This window comes from Pseudomonas sp. 22085 (genome assembly GCF_052045815.1).
Classification (GTDB): Bacteria; Pseudomonadota; Gammaproteobacteria; order Pseudomonadales; family Pseudomonadaceae; genus Aquipseudomonas; species Aquipseudomonas glycinae.
The window spans coordinates 247,584-262,617 of the sequence record NZ_JBQEQA010000002.1; the positions used below are offsets into that span (position 1 = coordinate 247,584).

The 15,034-nt window shown below is 58.3% G+C and carries 17 protein-coding genes; 14 read left to right on the top strand and 3 right to left on the bottom strand.

The window, feature by feature from the left end; translation table 11 throughout:
- Positions 1-8: 8 nt before the first annotated feature.
- Genes ACTJK7_RS03355 through ACTJK7_RS03380 form a run of 6 tightly spaced genes read left to right on the top strand, consistent with a single transcriptional unit; the run spans position 9 to position 5,974 of the window.
- Positions 9-1,562 (top strand): sugar ABC transporter ATP-binding protein, encoded by a 1,554-nt coding sequence (locus ACTJK7_RS03355; RefSeq protein WP_064378864.1) that lies wholly within the window; start codon positions 9-11, stop codon positions 1,560-1,562.
- Positions 1,559-2,536, top strand: coding sequence for an ABC transporter permease (locus ACTJK7_RS03360; protein ID WP_007956013.1), 978 nt, complete (start codon positions 1,559-1,561; stop codon positions 2,534-2,536). The genes ACTJK7_RS03355 and ACTJK7_RS03360 overlap by 4 nt, the downstream gene beginning before the upstream one ends.
- Before the next feature lie 3 nt (positions 2,537-2,539).
- Positions 2,540-3,559: a LacI family DNA-binding transcriptional regulator gene (locus ACTJK7_RS03365; protein ID WP_108560752.1), complete on the top strand. Its 1,020-nt coding sequence runs from the start codon at positions 2,540-2,542 to the stop codon at positions 3,557-3,559.
- A gap of 23 nt (positions 3,560-3,582) precedes the next feature.
- Positions 3,583-4,500, top strand: a complete 918-nt coding sequence (rbsK, locus tag ACTJK7_RS03370; protein ID WP_108560755.1) for a ribokinase — start codon at positions 3,583-3,585, stop codon at positions 4,498-4,500.
- Positions 4,497-4,901: a D-ribose pyranase gene (gene rbsD, locus ACTJK7_RS03375; RefSeq protein WP_085655202.1), complete on the top strand. Its 405-nt coding sequence runs from the start codon at positions 4,497-4,499 to the stop codon at positions 4,899-4,901. Before rbsK ends, rbsD begins: the two co-directional genes overlap by 4 nt.
- A gap of 44 nt (positions 4,902-4,945) precedes the next feature.
- The gene (locus ACTJK7_RS03380; protein WP_236195313.1) at positions 4,946-5,974 is read left to right on the top strand and encodes a nucleoside hydrolase; all 1,029 of its coding nucleotides are present in this window, start codon (positions 4,946-4,948) and stop codon (positions 5,972-5,974) included.
- 33 nt (positions 5,975-6,007) lie between these two features.
- Here ACTJK7_RS03380 and ACTJK7_RS03385 read toward each other — a convergent pair whose 3' ends face one another.
- The gene (locus tag ACTJK7_RS03385) at positions 6,008-6,220 is read right to left on the bottom strand and encodes a hypothetical protein (RefSeq protein WP_440780277.1); all 213 of its coding nucleotides are present in this window, start codon (positions 6,218-6,220) and stop codon (positions 6,008-6,010) included.
- Positions 6,221-6,349: 129 nt separating this feature from the next.
- Here ACTJK7_RS03385 and ACTJK7_RS03390 point away from each other — a divergent pair, with 129 nt between their 5' ends.
- Together ACTJK7_RS03390 and ACTJK7_RS03395 are read left to right on the top strand one after the other, a co-directional pair.
- On the top strand, positions 6,350-6,655 hold the full coding sequence (locus tag ACTJK7_RS03390) for a hypothetical protein (protein ID WP_064378869.1): 306 nt from the start codon (positions 6,350-6,352) through the stop codon (positions 6,653-6,655).
- Between the two features lie 165 nt (positions 6,656-6,820).
- Positions 6,821-7,138, top strand: coding sequence for an I78 family peptidase inhibitor (locus tag ACTJK7_RS03395; RefSeq protein WP_085655200.1), 318 nt, complete (start codon positions 6,821-6,823; stop codon positions 7,136-7,138).
- 70 nt (positions 7,139-7,208) lie between these two features.
- Here ACTJK7_RS03395 and ACTJK7_RS03400 read toward each other — a convergent pair whose 3' ends face one another.
- Both ACTJK7_RS03400 and ACTJK7_RS03405 read right to left on the bottom strand, forming a co-directional pair.
- Positions 7,209-7,421: a cold-shock protein gene (locus tag ACTJK7_RS03400; RefSeq protein WP_007956027.1), complete on the bottom strand. Its 213-nt coding sequence runs from the start codon at positions 7,419-7,421 to the stop codon at positions 7,209-7,211.
- A gap of 290 nt (positions 7,422-7,711) precedes the next feature.
- Positions 7,712-8,014 (bottom strand): hypothetical protein, encoded by a 303-nt coding sequence (locus ACTJK7_RS03405; protein ID WP_011333385.1) that lies wholly within the window; start codon positions 8,012-8,014, stop codon positions 7,712-7,714.
- 371 nt (positions 8,015-8,385) lie between these two features.
- On the opposite strand from ACTJK7_RS03405, the gene thrS reads away from it, so the two are divergent.
- The 6 genes from thrS (at position 8,386) to pheT (ending at position 15,032) form a co-directional block, all read left to right on the top strand.
- Positions 8,386-10,308: a threonine--tRNA ligase gene (gene thrS, locus ACTJK7_RS03410; protein ID WP_064378870.1), complete on the top strand. Its 1,923-nt coding sequence runs from the start codon at positions 8,386-8,388 to the stop codon at positions 10,306-10,308.
- Positions 10,308-10,859, top strand: coding sequence for a translation initiation factor IF-3 (gene infC, locus ACTJK7_RS03415; RefSeq protein ID WP_169432615.1), 552 nt, complete (start codon positions 10,308-10,310; stop codon positions 10,857-10,859). The genes thrS and infC overlap by 1 nt, the downstream gene beginning before the upstream one ends.
- Positions 10,860-10,919: 60 nt before the next feature.
- Entirely contained in the window at positions 10,920-11,114 is a 195-nt protein-coding gene (rpmI, locus tag ACTJK7_RS03420) for a 50S ribosomal protein L35 (RefSeq protein ID WP_002553160.1), read from the top strand.
- Between the two features lie 30 nt (positions 11,115-11,144).
- A complete protein-coding gene (rplT, locus tag ACTJK7_RS03425; protein ID WP_002553161.1) occupies positions 11,145-11,501 on the top strand; it encodes a 50S ribosomal protein L20 in 357 nt (118 codons plus the stop codon).
- 109 nt (positions 11,502-11,610) lie between these two features.
- Positions 11,611-12,627: a phenylalanine--tRNA ligase subunit alpha gene (pheS, locus tag ACTJK7_RS03430; protein WP_011333387.1), complete on the top strand. Its 1,017-nt coding sequence runs from the start codon at positions 11,611-11,613 to the stop codon at positions 12,625-12,627.
- A 26-nt stretch (positions 12,628-12,653) separates the two neighbouring features.
- Positions 12,654-15,032: a phenylalanine--tRNA ligase subunit beta gene (gene pheT / locus ACTJK7_RS03435; protein WP_108560760.1), complete on the top strand. Its 2,379-nt coding sequence runs from the start codon at positions 12,654-12,656 to the stop codon at positions 15,030-15,032.
- The last annotated feature ends 2 nt before the right edge of the window (positions 15,033-15,034 follow it).

Genomic DNA, 15,034 nt, shown 5'->3' on the forward strand with positions numbered 1-15,034 from the left:
AGATTTTTATGTCAGTTTCCGCTCCGAACGCTGTCCTCTCGGTCAGCGGTATCGGCAAGACCTATGCGCAACCGGTTCTGACCGGCATCGACCTGACGTTGATGCGCGGTGAAGTGCTGGCGCTGACCGGTGAGAACGGTGCCGGCAAAAGCACTCTGTCGAAGATCATCGGTGGACTGGTCACGCCTACCACCGGCCAGATGCAGTTCCAGGGCAAGGAATATCGCCCCGGCAGCCGCACGCAGGCTGAAGAGCTGGGTGTGCGCATGGTCATGCAAGAGCTCAATCTGCTGCCGACGCTTTCGGTGGCGGAGAACCTGTTCCTTGACAACCTGCCGAGCAACGGTGGCTGGATCAGCCGCAAGCAGCTGCGCAAGGCCGCCATTGAAGCCATGGCTCAGGTCGGCCTCGATGCCATCGATCCGGACACACTGGTCGGTGAGCTGGGCATCGGTCATCAGCAAATGGTCGAAATCGCCCGTAACCTGATCGGCGATTGCCACGTGCTGATCCTCGACGAGCCGACCGCGATGCTGACCGCCCGTGAAGTCGAGATGCTGTTCGAGCAGATTACCCGCTTGCAGGCGCGCGGCGTCTCGATCATCTATATCTCCCATCGCCTCGAAGAACTGGCCCGGGTCGCACAGCGCATTGCCGTGCTGCGTGACGGCAATCTGGTTTGTGTCGAACCGATGGCCAACTACAACAGCGAGCAACTGGTCACCCTGATGGTCGGTCGCGAGTTGGGCGAGCATATCGATCTGGGGACTCGCAACATCGGCGCGCCGGCCCTGACGGTCAAAGGCCTGACCCGCTCCGACAAGGTGCGCGACGTGTCCTTTGAGGTTCGCGCCGGTGAGATTTTTGGCATCTCGGGTCTGATCGGGGCAGGGCGTACCGAGCTTTTGCGGCTGATCTTCGGTGCCGATGTCGCGGACTGCGGCACTGTGGCACTCGGTTCACCGGCGAAAACGGTGAGCATTCGCTCGCCAGTCGATGCGGTGCGCAACGGCATCGCCCTGATCACCGAGGATCGCAAGGGCGAAGGCCTGCTGCTGAGCCAATCGATCAGCGCCAACATTGCTTTGGGCAACATGCCGGAGATTTCCAGCGGCGGGTTCGTCAACAACGGCGATGAAACGAAGCTCGCGCAACGCCAGATCGACGCCATGCGCATACGCAGTTCCAGCCCGACGCAACTGGTGTCCGAGCTGTCCGGCGGTAATCAGCAAAAGGTGGTGATCGGTCGCTGGCTCGAGCGCGACTGTTCGGTGCTGCTGTTCGACGAGCCGACTCGCGGTATCGATGTCGGCGCCAAGTTCGATATTTATGCCCTGCTCGGCGAACTGACTCGGCAGGGCAAGGCGCTGGTCGTGGTGTCCAGCGATTTGCGCGAGCTGATGCTGATCTGCGACCGCATCGGTGTGTTGTCGGCAGGGCGCCTGATCGACACGTTCGAGCGCGACAGCTGGACCCAGGATGACTTGCTTGCCGCCGCGTTCGCCGGCTACCAGAAACGTGATGCGTTGCTCAACGAAGCAGCGCCTAGGGATCTCCCATGAAAACTGCATCTTCCGCCGGCAAATCCAGTGGCAATTTCTACGGCCTTGGCACTTATCTGGGCCTCGCCGGCGCCTTGCTGGCAATGATTGCGCTGTTCTCGGTCATGAGCAGCCATTTCCTGTCGTACAACACCTTCAGCACCCTGGCCAACCAGATTCCCGACCTGATGGTGCTGGCAGTGGGCATGACGTTCGTCCTGATCATCGGCGGGATCGATCTGTCGGTGGGCTCGGTACTGGCACTCGCGGCCTCCACTGTCAGCGTGGCGATTCTTGGCTGGGGCTGGAGCGTACTGCCGGCGGCCTTGCTGGGTATGGCTGTCGCGGCGTTGGCTGGCACGGTAACTGGCTCGATTACCGTGGCGTGGCGAATTCCGTCGTTCATCGTGTCTCTGGGTGTTCTGGAGATGGCCCGTGGCCTGGCCTATCAGATGACCGGTTCGCGTACGGCCTACATCGGTGATTCCTTCGCCTGGCTGTCGAACCCGATCGCCTTCGGCATTTCGCCGTCGTTCATCATTGCCTTGCTGGTCATCTTTATTGCCCAGGCCGTTCTGACCCGTACTGTGTTCGGTCGCTACTTGATCGGCATTGGCACCAACGAAGAAGCGGTGCGTCTGGCGGGGATCAATCCAAAACCCTACAAGATCCTGGTCTTCAGTCTGATGGGGCTGCTCGCCGGCATTGCGGCGCTGTTCCAGATTTCCCGGCTGGAAGCGGCCGACCCGAATGCCGGTTCCGGCCTTGAGCTGCAAGTGATCGCTGCCGTGGTGATCGGCGGCACCAGCCTGATGGGCGGACGTGGTTCGGTAATCAGCACCTTTTTCGGCGTGTTGATCATCTCCGTCCTGGCGGCCGGTCTGGCGCAGATTGGCGCGACCGAGCCGACCAAGCGCATCATCACCGGCGCGGTGATCGTAATCGCCGTGGTGCTCGATACCTATCGCAGTCAACGCGCAAGCCGACGGGGCTGATAAATGGCAACGATCAAGGATGTGGCGGCACTCGCAGGAATTTCCTATACGACCGTGTCCCACGTAGTAAACAAGACCCGACCGGTGAGCGAAGAGGTGCGGGTCAAGGTCGAGGCGGCGATCAAGAGTCTCGACTATGTGCCGAGCGCCGTGGCCCGTTCGCTGAAGGCGAAAACCACTGCCACCATCGGTTTGCTGGTGCCCAACAGCCTTAACCCATACTTCGCCGAACTGGCGCGCGGGATCGAGGATTACTGCGAGCGTAACGGTTACTGCGTGATTCTCTGCAACTCCGACGACAACCCGGACAAGCAGCGCAGCTACCTGCGGGTCCTGTTGGAAAAACGCATCGACGGCTTGATCGTCGCCTCTGCGGGTGGCGACAGCGGTCTGGCGCAAGGGTTGGCGGGTGTGAAGACGCCTATGGTGATCGTCGACCGTGGACTCGAAGGCGTGGATGCCGATCTGGTGCGGATCGATCACGAATATGGCGCCTACCTTGCGACGCGGCATCTGCTTGAGCTCGGTCATCGCGATATCGCCACGATCGGTGGTCCGGCCAGTACCAGTGTTGCGCAAATGCGTCAGGCCGGTTTTTGTCGCGCGCTGGAAGAGGCCGGTGTTGAGGTGTCCCCGTCGCGCATGCTGGAAAGCGACTTCACCAGCACTGGCGGTTACAGCGCGGCCTCGGTCCTGCTCGAGCGAAAACCGCCAAGCGCGATTTTTGCCGGTAACGACATGATCGGCATCGGTGTGCTGCGAGCGGCGGCGGAGCGCAACGTGCGCGTGCCTGCCGAGTTGTCGGTGATCGGCTTCGACGATATCCAGATGAGCCGCTACGTGTATCCAGCGCTGACGACTGTGGGCCAGTCGATCCTGCAACTGGGCGAAATGGCCGCGGAAGTCTTGTTGCGAAGAATTGCCACCCCGGGTCTGGCGACGGATCAACGGATCGTGACGCCGAGTATTGTCTTGCGTGAATCGACTGCACCGCTGTCCGGCGTGTTCACCGAATACCGCTGAAACGAATTGAAGAGTAGTGATGTATGTCCACAAATGTAGTGGTAATAGGTAGCCTGAACATGGATCTGGTCACCCGGGCGCCTCGCTTGCCCCGGGGTGGTGAGACGCTGATCGGCCATTCCTTCGCGACCGTGTCCGGTGGCAAGGGTGCCAATCAGGCGGTGGCCGCTGCGCGTCTGGGTGCGAAAGTGTCGATGGTCGGCTGCGTCGGCAACGATGCTTATGGCGTGCAATTGCGCGAGGCGTTGCTGGCCGAACAGATCGATTGCCAGGCTGTCAGCGTGGTCGAGGATTCCAGTGGCGTGGCGCTGATCGTGGTCGATGACAACAGTCAGAACGCGATTGTCATCGTTGCCGGTGCCAATGGTTCGATGACCCCGGCGGTCATCGACCGGTTCGACGCCGTGCTGCAAGCGGCCGACGTGATCATCTGCCAGCTGGAAATCCCTGATGCCACCGTAGGCCATGCCCTCAAGCGCGGACGTGAGCTGGGCAAGACAGTCATCCTCAACCCGGCGCCGGCCAGTCATCCGCTGCCGGCAGACTGGTTTGCCGCCATCGATTACCTGATTCCCAACGAGAGCGAGGCCGCCGCCCTCAGCGGATTGCCGGTGGACTCGCTGGAGACCGCTGAGAAAGCCGCCGCGCACCTGATTTCGCTGGGGGCCGGCAAGGTCATCATCACGCTGGGGGCTCAAGGCTCTTTGTTCGCCAACGGTATGGGTTACCAGCATTTTCCTGCACCCAAAGTGAAGGCTGTCGATACCACTGCCGCCGGGGATACCTTTGTCGGCGGATTTGCCGCTGCACTGGCGGCCGGCAAAACGGAGGCCGAGGCCATTCGTTTTGGACAGATTGCTGCGGCCTTGTCGGTCACCCGGGCAGGTGCCCAGCCGTCCATTCCCACCACCTCCGATGTACAGGCATTCAAACCCGCATGAAAAAGACTCCTTTGCTCAATGTCGCCCTGTCGCGGCTGATTGCTTCCCTCGGCCACGGCGACATGGTCGTGATCGGTGATGCCGGCCTGCCGGTGCCGCCGGGTGTCGAGCTGATCGACCTGGCGTTGACGCACGGCGTGCCGGATTTCGTCAGCACCCTGAAAGTCGTGCTCAGCGAAATGCAGGTGGAAAGCCACGCGCTGGCCAAGGAGATTTTCGACAGGCAACCGACCGCGCTGTCCACGCTGGACGAGCTGAATGACGAAGGCTCGCTGGGGCGGCGTGACCTGCTCAGTCACGAGCAATTCAAGGTACTCAGCCGACAGGCACGAGCGATTGTTCGTACGGGCGAATGCCAGCCGTACTGCAACATCGTGCTGGTGTCTGGAGTTACGTTCTAAACAGGGTTCGCCCCTTTTGATTTCATCTGCACAAGGAATGCGCCATGCACCGCTATGCTCAAAAATTGCATCAATTGATTCGGAGTCTGCTGCTTTTGTCCGTGATAACCGCGACCGGCGCCCAGGCGGCGGAAAAGATCGACCTGATCATCGACACCGATCCGGGCGCCGACGACGTGGTCGCCCTGTTGTTTGCCCTGGCCTCTCCGGAGGAGCTGAACATTCGTGCGTTGACTACCGTGGCCGGCAACGTGCGTCTGGACAAGACTTCGCGCAATGCCCGGTTGGCCCGTGAGTGGGCTGGGCGGGAAGATATTCCGGTGTACGCCGGGGCGCCAAAACCGCTGATGCGTACGCCGATCTACGCTGAAAACATCCATGGCAAGGAAGGCCTGTCGGGTGTCACCGTGCATGAGCCGAAGAAAGGCCTGGCCGAAGGCAATGCGGTCAACTATCTGATCGACACCCTGAAAAAAGCCAAGCCGCACAGCATCACCATCGCGATGCTCGGCCCGCAGACCAACCTGGCCCTGGCGCTGATCCAGGAGCCGGAGATCGTTCAGGGCATCAAGGAAGTCGTGATCATGGGTGGCGCTCACTTCAATGGCGGCAACATCACGCCAGTGGCCGAATTTAACTTGTACGCCGACCCGCAAGCCGCGGAAGTTGTGCTCAAAAGCGGCGTGAAACTGACTTATCTGCCGCTGGACGTGACCCACAAGATCCTGACCAGCGATGCGCGCCTGAAGCAGATTGCGGCGCTGAACAACAATGCGAGCAAGATTGTCGGCGGCATCCTCAACGAGTACATCAAAGGGGATATGGAGCACTACGGTATTCCGGGTGGCCCGGTGCATGACGCCACCGTCGTGGCTTACCTGCTCAAGCCCGAGCTGTTCACGGGTCGTTCGGTGAATGTGGTGATCGACAGTCGTGAAGGCCCGACCTTCGGCCAGACCGTTGTCGACTGGTATGACGGCCTGAAGGCGCCGAAGAATGCGTTCTGGGTGGAGAACGGCGATGCCCAGGGCTTCTTCGATCTGCTGACCGAGCGTCTGAAGCGTCTGAAGTAAGCCATACGCCCGCAGGTGCCAGCTTGCGGGCTTCTACTCCCTCTCGGTGTCCGATGTTCCTTTGAAGTCATCGGGATACTTCTCGAACAGCTGGGCGATGAATGACTGCGCGCGTTGCGTTCCCAACGTCTTCACCAGCAAGTCAATGCTGATCAATGCCAATTCCTCGGGACTGCCCGGACTGTAAGAACTGTGCCCTTGTGGCCAGGTGGCCTTGATGTCGGCGGTAATGCTTACGGTGGTCATGGCAAGGCTCGGTCTCGGGATTGAAGTCTTGAGTTAACCATTTTGTCGGGCGGTTGGCACTGCGACTTAGGCATGAGCACAGCGCTATGCGACACTTGGTCGTTTACGCAGAAAAACAAGGATTGCGCTGTGCAGATCGATTTGAATAGCCCCGACGGCCTGACCCTTGATGCTGTCCGCCAGATGCTTGCGTCGGCCAGTGATGACGAACATACCCAGCTGCGCGTAACCAAGGGCGGGATCGCCTATATATCTTCGGGTGTCACTGGTGGTCAGGACATTGATGGCCTGCTGTTTCGCTTGGAGACCTGGGCAAAAGGCTCAGGGTATGTGGGAAATGTCGCAGCCAGCGACGAAGTCTGGGTCATGCAGATTTTCAATGCGCTCAAGGACAACTGGCCGAATCCGCCCTACGACTACATTGATGTCTACTGAGCGTCATTAATATTCAGTGACGTTTTTCGGGGTGATGCTTCAGGTGTTGCTCAGGCACACTCGGCGTTTTTCCGATGGTGGGGCAGGGTGATGGCACTCATCGGGAAACCAATCGCCGTATTGGTGGTCGCACGATCTCTGGTAAAAATTGAATAAGGAGGCTTCATGCCTTGGAAGTTCGCGTCACTGGGTGCATTGATGGCCGTTGCTTTGTTGGCTGGTTGCACCACGACCTCCAGCGAATCGCAAAAGGATCCCGTGGCGACTGAGGCCGGACATGGTCGTTGTGAAGTATCGGCTGCGGAGTTCGCTCTCGGCAAGAAAGCTTCGCCAGAGCTGTTGGAGCAAGCACGCAAAAAAGCCGGTGCGCAGAACGCCCGGTTCCTCAAGCCGAATGACATGATTACTTTGGAGTACCGCTCCGATCGCCTCAATCTGAATACCGATCAGAACCTGGTGGTCACTCGCGTCAGCTGCGGCTGAGTTTCGGGCATTTGTCTCACCCATAAAAAACCCCGTCACATGGACGGGGTTTTTTTAGTGCGCCGGGAAATTACTCTGGGCGAACTTGTGCAGCTTGCATACCCTTTTGGCCTTTCTCAGCCACGAAGGAGACGGTCTGGCCTTCTTTCAGGCTTTTGAAACCGTCAGTTTCGATAGCTTTGAAGTGTACGAACAGGTCGTCACCGCCACCTTGAGGAGTGATGAAGCCGAAGCCTTTTTCATCGTTGAACCATTTAACGGTGCCGGTTTGGCGATTAGACATGGTGTATCTCCAAGAAACATATATTTTCAGTAGTACTGTGCTGCTCAGGCCAACTGGGCACACCGGGGTATCATAGTCGAAATGTTCGCTTTGGTAGCCCCCCGGACGTGCTGTTTGCCAATCAGTCGTGTTTTCTTTACTGCCTGTTTCGGCTGGAGGCCCCGGTTTAAAAGGCTTTGAGCGAAAAATAAAGACAATAAAAAAACCTGTAAAACCTGCATAAATCGTACGAAATGGCCTGAATCAGATGCTTTTCAGCGGTGCTGGAGGCAGTGAAAAGGCCTGTTTCATCATTTTTTCGCCGGGGTATTGGCCTTGCATTTGGCAATTTGCCCCAAGGCTTTCTGTTGCAGTTCAGGCGTGGCCTTGTTGTCCATCAATGCCTGAATATCGCTGGCCGGGTAGGACTTGATGGCATCGGCACCGCACGCGCAGTGGGATTTTGCGGCAGCGGCACCGATTTGCGGAGTGGCCGCCTGGGTGCACTGAGCCATGTATTTCTCACGCTCGCCCTTTGGCCAGTCGGCGTGGGCGCTCAGCGGCAGCAGCAAAACGAGGGGGGCGACTGCAGCAAGCAGGGTGTTAAGACGCATGCGAGGATGCTCCTTGTGGGTCAATGTCTTGTTATCTGAGGGCCCAAAGGCCGATCAAGTTCAGCACTCTGGCATAAAACAGACGATTTGCCTCTCGCTAAAACCTGAGTGCATCGGTGACCGTTCATCTGTGCTAGCATGCCTGGCTCGGGCGTTCGCAGGCTCCGGATGACCTTCAGTCCCGGTAGCGGCAGCGCACGAATTTTCCGATTTGAATCCCAGTCACTCTGGTTCGGTTTTCCGGTTGGCCGCAAGGCTCCTGCCGCTGTAAGGCAGGCGTTCGTCATTGAATGGCCTGGATCGGATCTTGTACTGGCTCATCCCAACCCACGTGACCTTTGGTAGGGGTCACCACTAGGAGAGGAGGCGCCATGCCAACTATTACTCTTCCCGACGGCAGTCAACGTTCATTCGATCACCCGGTTTCCGTAGCCGAGGTCGCCGCCTCCATCGGTGCAGGTCTGGCCAAGGCCACCGTAGCCGGCAAGGTCAATGGCAAGCTGGTCGACGCCTGCGACATCATCGACAGCGATGCGACGCTGCAAATCATCACGCCAAAGGATGAAGAGGGGCTGGAGATCATTCGCCACTCTTGCGCCCACCTGGTCGGCCATGCGGTCAAGCAGCTGTACCCGACTGCAAAAATGGTCATCGGGCCGGTTATCGACGAAGGTTTCTATTACGACATTGCCTTCGAGCGTCCTTTTACTCCGGACGACATGGCGGCCATCGAACAGCGCATGCACCAGCTGATCGATACAGAATATGACGTCATCAAGAAAGTCACTCCGCGTGCCGAAGTGATCGAAGTGTTCAAGGCTCGTGGCGAAGACTACAAGCTGCGCCTGGTCGAAGACATGCCGAACGAGCAGGCCATGGGCCTGTACTATCACGAAGAATACGTCGACATGTGCCGCGGTCCGCACGTGCCGAACACTCGCTTCCTGAAATCCTTCAAGCTGACCAAGCTGTCCGGCGCCTACTGGCGCGGTGATGCCAAAAACGAGCAATTGCAGCGCGTTTATGGCACCGCGTGGGCTGACAAGAAGCAACTGGCTGCTTACATCCAGCGTATTGAAGAAGCTGAAAAGCGCGATCACCGCAAGATCGGCAAGCGCCTGGGCCTGTTTCATACCCAGGAAGAAGCGCCGGGCATGGTGTTCTGGCACCCGAACGGCTGGACGCTGTACCAGGTACTCGAGCAGTACATGCGCAAAGTGCAGCGCGACAACGGCTATCTCGAGATCAAGACGCCGCAAGTCGTTGACCGCAGCCTGTGGGAGAAATCCGGGCACTGGGCAAACTACGCCGACAACATGTTCACCACTGAGTCGGAAAGCCGCGACTACGCCATCAAGCCGATGAACTGCCCTTGCCATGTGCAGGTGTTCAACCAGGGCCTGAAGAGCTACCGCGAGCTGCCGATGCGTCTGGCCGAGTTCGGCGCCTGCCACCGTAACGAGCCATCGGGTGCGCTGCACGGCATCATGCGTGTGCGTGCGTTCACTCAGGACGATGCTCACATTTTCTGCACCGAAGAGCAGATGCAGGCTGAATCCGCTGCGTTCATCAAGCTGACCATGGATGTTTACCGCGACTTCGGCTTTACCGACGTCGAGATGAAGCTGTCCACTCGTCCGGAAAAACGCGTCGGTTCCGACGAGTTGTGGGATCGCGCCGAGGCAGCACTGGCTGCAGCCCTTGACAGCGCGGGTCTGCCGTACGATCTGCAGCCGGGTGAGGGCGCGTTCTACGGTCCGAAAATCGAATTCTCGCTGAAAGATTGCCTCGGCCGCGTGTGGCAGTGTGGTACCTTGCAGCTCGATTTCAACCTGCCTGTGCGTCTGGGAGCCGAATACGTTTCCGAAGACAACAGCCGTAAGCATCCGGTGATGTTGCACCGTGCGATCCTCGGTTCGTTCGAGCGTTTCGTCGGGATTCTGATCGAGCACTACGAAGGTGCGTTCCCTGCGTGGCTGGCGCCAACCCAGGCAGTGATCATGAATATCACTGATAAACAGGCAGATTTCGTCGCTCAGGTCGAAAAAACTCTCAACGAAAGCGGGTTTCGTGCCAAGTCCGACTTGAGAAATGAAAAGATCGGCTTTAAAATCCGCGAGCATACTTTGCTCAAGGTTCCATATCTCTTGGTTATTGGGGATAAGGAAGTCGAGATGCAGACTGTCGCTGTGCGTACTCGTGAAGGTGCTGACCTGGGCTCGATGCCCGTCGCCCAGTTCGCTGAGTTTCTCGCGCAAGCGGTTTCCCGGCGTGGTCGCCCAGATTCGGAGTAATTATTATTAAGCGTGAAATGAGACAAGATAAACGAGCTGCACCGAAAGCCCCGATCAACGAGAATATCTCGGCACGCGAGGTTCGGTTAATTGGCGCTGATGGCGAGCAGATTGGCATCGTCTCGATTGATGAAGCGCTTCGTATTGCTGAAGAAGCAAAGCTTGATCTGGTAGAAATTTCTGCCGACGCAGTCCCACCGGTTTGCCGTGTGATGGACTACGGCAAATCGATCTTCGAAAAGAAGAAGCAGATTGCTGCGGCGAAGAAAAACCAGAAGCAGATTCAGGTAAAAGAAATCAAGTTTCGTCCAGGGACGGAGGAAGGGGATTACCAGGTAAAACTGCGCAACCTGGTACGTTTCCTGAGTGACGGGGACAGGGCCAAGGTATCCTTGCGATTCCGCGGCCGTGAGATGGCCCACCAGGAGCTGGGGATGGAACTCCTCAAGCGGGTTGAACAAGACCTGCTCGAGTACGGTTCGGTCGAACAGCATCCTAAGATGGAAGGACGCCAGCTGATCATGGTCATCGCCCCGAAAAAGAAGAAGTAATCAACAGGGCACGGCAGGCCTTCTGATTATGTTTATCAACTGAATGCGGAGTATCCGAACATGCCAAAGATGAAAACCAAAAGTGGTGCTGCTAAGCGGTTTCTGAAAACTGCTAACGGTATCAAGCACAAGCACGCTTTCAAGAGCCACATCCTGACCAAAATGTCGACCAAGCGTAAGCGTCAACTGCGCGGTAGCAGCTTGCTGCATCCGTCTGACGTGGCAAAAGTCGAGCGCATGCTGCGCCTTCGTTAATTTTTGGATCAAGAATAGAGGAAGTAACTCATGGCTCGTGTAAAGCGTGGCGTCATTGCCCGTAAACGTCACAAAAAAATTCTGAAACTTGCTAAAGGCTACTACGGCGCACGCTCCCGCGTATTCCGTGTTGCCAAGCAAGCGGTAATCAAGGCAGGCCAATACGCCTACCGTGACCGTCGTCAGAAAAAACGTCAGTTCCGCGCTCTGTGGATCGCTCGTATCAACGCTGGTGCTCGTGTTAACGGTCTGTCCTACAGCCGTTTCATCGCTGGCCTGAAAAAAGCGTCCATCGAGATCGACCGTAAGGTTCTGGCTGATCTGGCAGTGAACGAAAAAGCGGCGTTTGCTGCGATTGTCGAGAAAGCTAAAGCCACCTTGGCTTAAGTACCCCCGACAGTCACCCGGCCTCACCTCTGTGGGGCCAGGTGTTAAACGTCATAAATAGGGGAAGAGCCTTCAAGCTCTTCCCCTATTTTGTATCTGGAGTCTGTACATGGAAAACCTGGATGCGCTGGTCTCTCAAGCACTAGAGGCTGTGCAAAGCGCTGAAGATATCAATGCCCTGGAGCAAATCCGGGTTCAATACCTTGGCAAAAAAGGTGAATTGACTCAGGTGATGAAGACCCTGGGGAATTTGCCGGCAGAAGAGCGTCCGCAGGTCGGCGCCCTGATCAACGTTGCCAAGGAACGTGTCACAGGCGTTCTCAATGCGCGCATGGCTCTGTTTGAGGAAGCCGAACTGGCTGCCAAGCTGTCTGCCGAATCCATTGACGTGACCCTGCCGGGCCGTGGTCAGACCTCCGGTGGTCTGCATCCGGTAACCCGGACTCTGGAACGTATCGAACAGTTCTTCACTCATATCGGCTACGGCATTGCCGAAGGCCCTGAGGTCGAAGATGACTATCACAACTTCGAGGCGCTCAACATCCCAGGCCACCACCCGGCCCGGTCGATGCATGACACCTTCTATTTCAACGCCAACATGTTGCTGCGCACCCATACCTCGCCGGTACAGGTCCGCACCATGGAATCGAAAAAGCCGCCGATCCGCATCGTCTGCCCAGGCCGTGTGTACCGCAGCGACTCCGATATCACCCACTCGCCGATGTTCCACCAGGTCGAAGGTCTGCTGGTCGATCGCGATATCAACTTCGCCGACCTAAAAGGCACGATCGAAGAGTTCCTGCGGGTGTTCTTCGAGAAAGAACTGGCCGTGCGTTTCCGTCCTTCGTACTTCCCGTTCACCGAGCCTTCCGCCGAAGTCGACATGGAATGCGTGATGTGCAGCGGTAAAGGCTGCCGCGTCTGCAAGCAGACCGGCTGGCTGGAAGTGATGGGCTGCGGCATGGTTCATCCGAACGTGCTGCGCATGTCCGGAATCGATCCGGAAGAGTTCTCGGGCTTCGCCTTCGGCATGGGCGTTGAGCGTCTGGCCATGCTGCGTTACGGCGTGAACGACTTGCGTCTGTTCTTCGACAACGACTTGCGGTTCCTCGCGCAATTTCGCTAGTCGTAACGAATTCTTAGGAGAGCAGGATGAAATTCAGTGAACAATGGCTGCGTGGCTGGGTCAGCCCGCAGGTAGATCGCGACGCGCTGGTTGCCCGTCTGTCGATGGCCGGTCTTGAGGTCGATAGCGTTACGCCGGCCGCCGGTGTTTTCAGTGGCGTGGTGGTGGGCGAGGTGCTGAGCACCGAGCAGCACCCCGATGCCGACAAATTGCGCGTTTGCCAGGTCAGCAATGGCGCGGAAACTTTCCAGGTTGTGTGTGGTGCGCCAAACGTGCGTCCGGGCCTGAAAATTCCGTTCGCGATGATCGGTGCCGAGCTGCCGGGCGACTTCAAGATCAAGAAGGCCAAGCTGCGCGGCGTCGAGTCCAACGGCATGCTGTGCTCGCAAGCCGAACTTCAGATCGGCGAAGGCAATGACGGTCTGATGGAGCTGCCGGCTGATGCGCCGGTGGGCGAAGATTTTCGTGTTTATCTGGACCTGGAAGACGCCAGCATCGAAGTCGATCTGACTCCAAACCGCGGCGACTGCCTGTCCCTGGCCGGTCTGGCCCGTGAAGTCGGCGCGTTGTACGACGCTCCGGTCACTCGCCCGGTGGTGATGGCCGTTCCTGCAGTGCACGACGAAGTGCGCTCCGTCGAAGTCCTGGCACCTGCTGCCTGCCCGCGTTATCTGGGCCGTGTCATCCGTAACGTTGACCTGTCCAAACCGACGCCACTGTGGATGGTTGAGCGCCTGCGTCGCGCCGAAGTACGCAGCATCGACGCCGCCGTCGACATCACCAACTACGTGATGCTCGAGCTGGGCCAGCCGCTGCACGCTTTCGATCTCGCCGAAATCAATGGCGGCATCCGTGTGCGCATGGCAGAAGAGGGCGAGAAGCTTGTGCTGCTCGACGGTCAGGAAGTCAGCCTGCGTAGCGATACGCTGGTGATCGCCGACCACACTCGCGCTCTGGCCATTGCTGGCGTGATGGGTGGCGAGCACAGCGGTGTATCTGCGACCACTCGCGACGTATTCCTTGAAAGTGCGTTCTTCGACCAGATCGCGGTGGCGGGCAAGGCTCGTTCCTACGGTCTGCACACCGACGCTTCGCACCGCTACGAGCGCGGTGTGGACTGGCAACTGGCCCGTGAAGCCATGGAGCGCGCCACTGGCCTGCTGCTGGAAATCACCGGTGGCGAAGCCGGCCCGATCATCGAAACCGTCAACGAGCAGCACTTGCCGTCGATCGCGCCGATCACCCTGCGTGCGCAGCGCATCACCCAGATGCTGGGCATGGAAATGGATTCGGCCGAAGTCGAGCGCCTGCTCAATGCTTTGGGTCTGAAGGTTTCCGCCGACGGAGCAGGGCAGTGGCGCGTAGAAGTGCCGAGCCATCGCTTCGATATCAGCCTGGAAGTCGATCTGATCGAAGAGCTGGCGCGTCTGTACGGTTACAACCGCCTGCCGGTTCGTTACCCGCAAGCTCGTCTGGCGCCACAGGCCAAGGCCGAAGCGCGCAGCGATCTGCCGGAACTGCGTCGTCTGCTGGTCGCTCGTGGGTATCAGGAAGCGATCACTTACAGCTTCATCGATCCGAAGCAGTTCGAGCTGTTCAACCCGGGCGTTGAGCCGCTGCTGTTGGCGAACCCGATCTCCAACGACATGGCTGCGATGCGTTCGTCGCTGTGGCCGGGTCTGGTCAAGGCGCTGCAGCACAACCTCAATCGTCAGCAGGATCGCGTCCGTCTGTTCGAGAGCGGTCTGCGCTTTGTCGGTCAGCTGGAAGGTCTGAAGCAAGAACCGATGATCGCCGGTGTGGTGTGCGGCAGCCGTCTGCCGGAAGGCTGGGCGCAAGGCCGCGATACCGTCGACTTCTTCGACGTCAAGGCTGACGTCGAAGCGGTGCTGGGCTTTGCCGGTGCGCTGGATCAGTTCACTTTTGCACCGGGCAAGCATCCTGCACTGCATCCAGGCCAGACCGCACGCATCGAGCGGGAAGGGCGTGAAGTCGGCTTTATCGGCGCGATTCACCCTGAGCTGTCGAAATCCCTGGGTCTCGACCGTCCAGTGTTCGTCTTCGAGCTGGTTCTGGCTGAAGTCGCTCTGGGGAAAATGCCGAAATTCCACGAGTTGTCGCGCTTTCCTGAAGTGCGTCGTGACCTGGCACTGATTGCGCACAAAGACGTTGCAGCCTCGGCTGTACTGGACGTAATCCGTGAAAATGCAGGCGAATGGCTGACAGACCTCAGGCTATTTGACGTGTATCAGGGTAAAGGCATTGATCCTGATAGAAAAAGCCTCGCAGTCGGCTTGACCTGGCAGCATCCATCGCGCACTCTTAATGACGATGAGGTGAATTCGACGACGCAAGATATCCTCACCTCGCTCGAACAAAGGTTGAACGCCACGTTAAGGAAGTGACG

Bases quoted from the DNA above. Each gene is read 5' to 3' on its own strand.
- ACTJK7_RS03355 (WP_064378864.1), top strand. From the start codon at position 9: ATGTCAGTTTCCGCTCCGAACGCTGTCCTCTCGGTCAGCGGTATCGGC.
- ACTJK7_RS03360 (WP_007956013.1), top strand. From the start codon at position 1,559: ATGAAAACTGCATCTTCCGCCGGCAAATCCAGTGGCAATTTCTACGGC.
- ACTJK7_RS03365 (WP_108560752.1), top strand. From the start codon at position 2,540: ATGGCAACGATCAAGGATGTGGCGGCACTCGCAGGAATTTCCTATACG.
- rbsK (WP_108560755.1), top strand. From the start codon at position 3,583: ATGTCCACAAATGTAGTGGTAATAGGTAGCCTGAACATGGATCTGGTC.
- rbsD (WP_085655202.1), top strand. From the start codon at position 4,497: ATGAAAAAGACTCCTTTGCTCAATGTCGCCCTGTCGCGGCTGATTGCT.
- ACTJK7_RS03380 (WP_236195313.1), top strand. From the start codon at position 4,946: ATGCACCGCTATGCTCAAAAATTGCATCAATTGATTCGGAGTCTGCTG.
- ACTJK7_RS03385 (WP_440780277.1), bottom strand. From the start codon at position 6,220: ATGACCACCGTAAGCATTACCGCCGACATCAAGGCCACCTGGCCACAA.
- ACTJK7_RS03395 (WP_085655200.1), top strand. From the start codon at position 6,821: ATGCCTTGGAAGTTCGCGTCACTGGGTGCATTGATGGCCGTTGCTTTG.
- ACTJK7_RS03400 (WP_007956027.1), bottom strand. From the start codon at position 7,421: ATGTCTAATCGCCAAACCGGCACCGTTAAATGGTTCAACGATGAAAAA.
- ACTJK7_RS03405 (WP_011333385.1), bottom strand. From the start codon at position 8,014: ATGCGTCTTAACACCCTGCTTGCTGCAGTCGCCCCCCTCGTTTTGCTG.
- thrS (WP_064378870.1), top strand. From the start codon at position 8,386: ATGCCAACTATTACTCTTCCCGACGGCAGTCAACGTTCATTCGATCAC.
- rpmI (WP_002553160.1), top strand. From the start codon at position 10,920: ATGCCAAAGATGAAAACCAAAAGTGGTGCTGCTAAGCGGTTTCTGAAA.
- rplT (WP_002553161.1), top strand. From the start codon at position 11,145: ATGGCTCGTGTAAAGCGTGGCGTCATTGCCCGTAAACGTCACAAAAAA.
- pheS (WP_011333387.1), top strand. From the start codon at position 11,611: ATGGAAAACCTGGATGCGCTGGTCTCTCAAGCACTAGAGGCTGTGCAA.
- pheT (WP_108560760.1), top strand. From the start codon at position 12,654: ATGAAATTCAGTGAACAATGGCTGCGTGGCTGGGTCAGCCCGCAGGTA.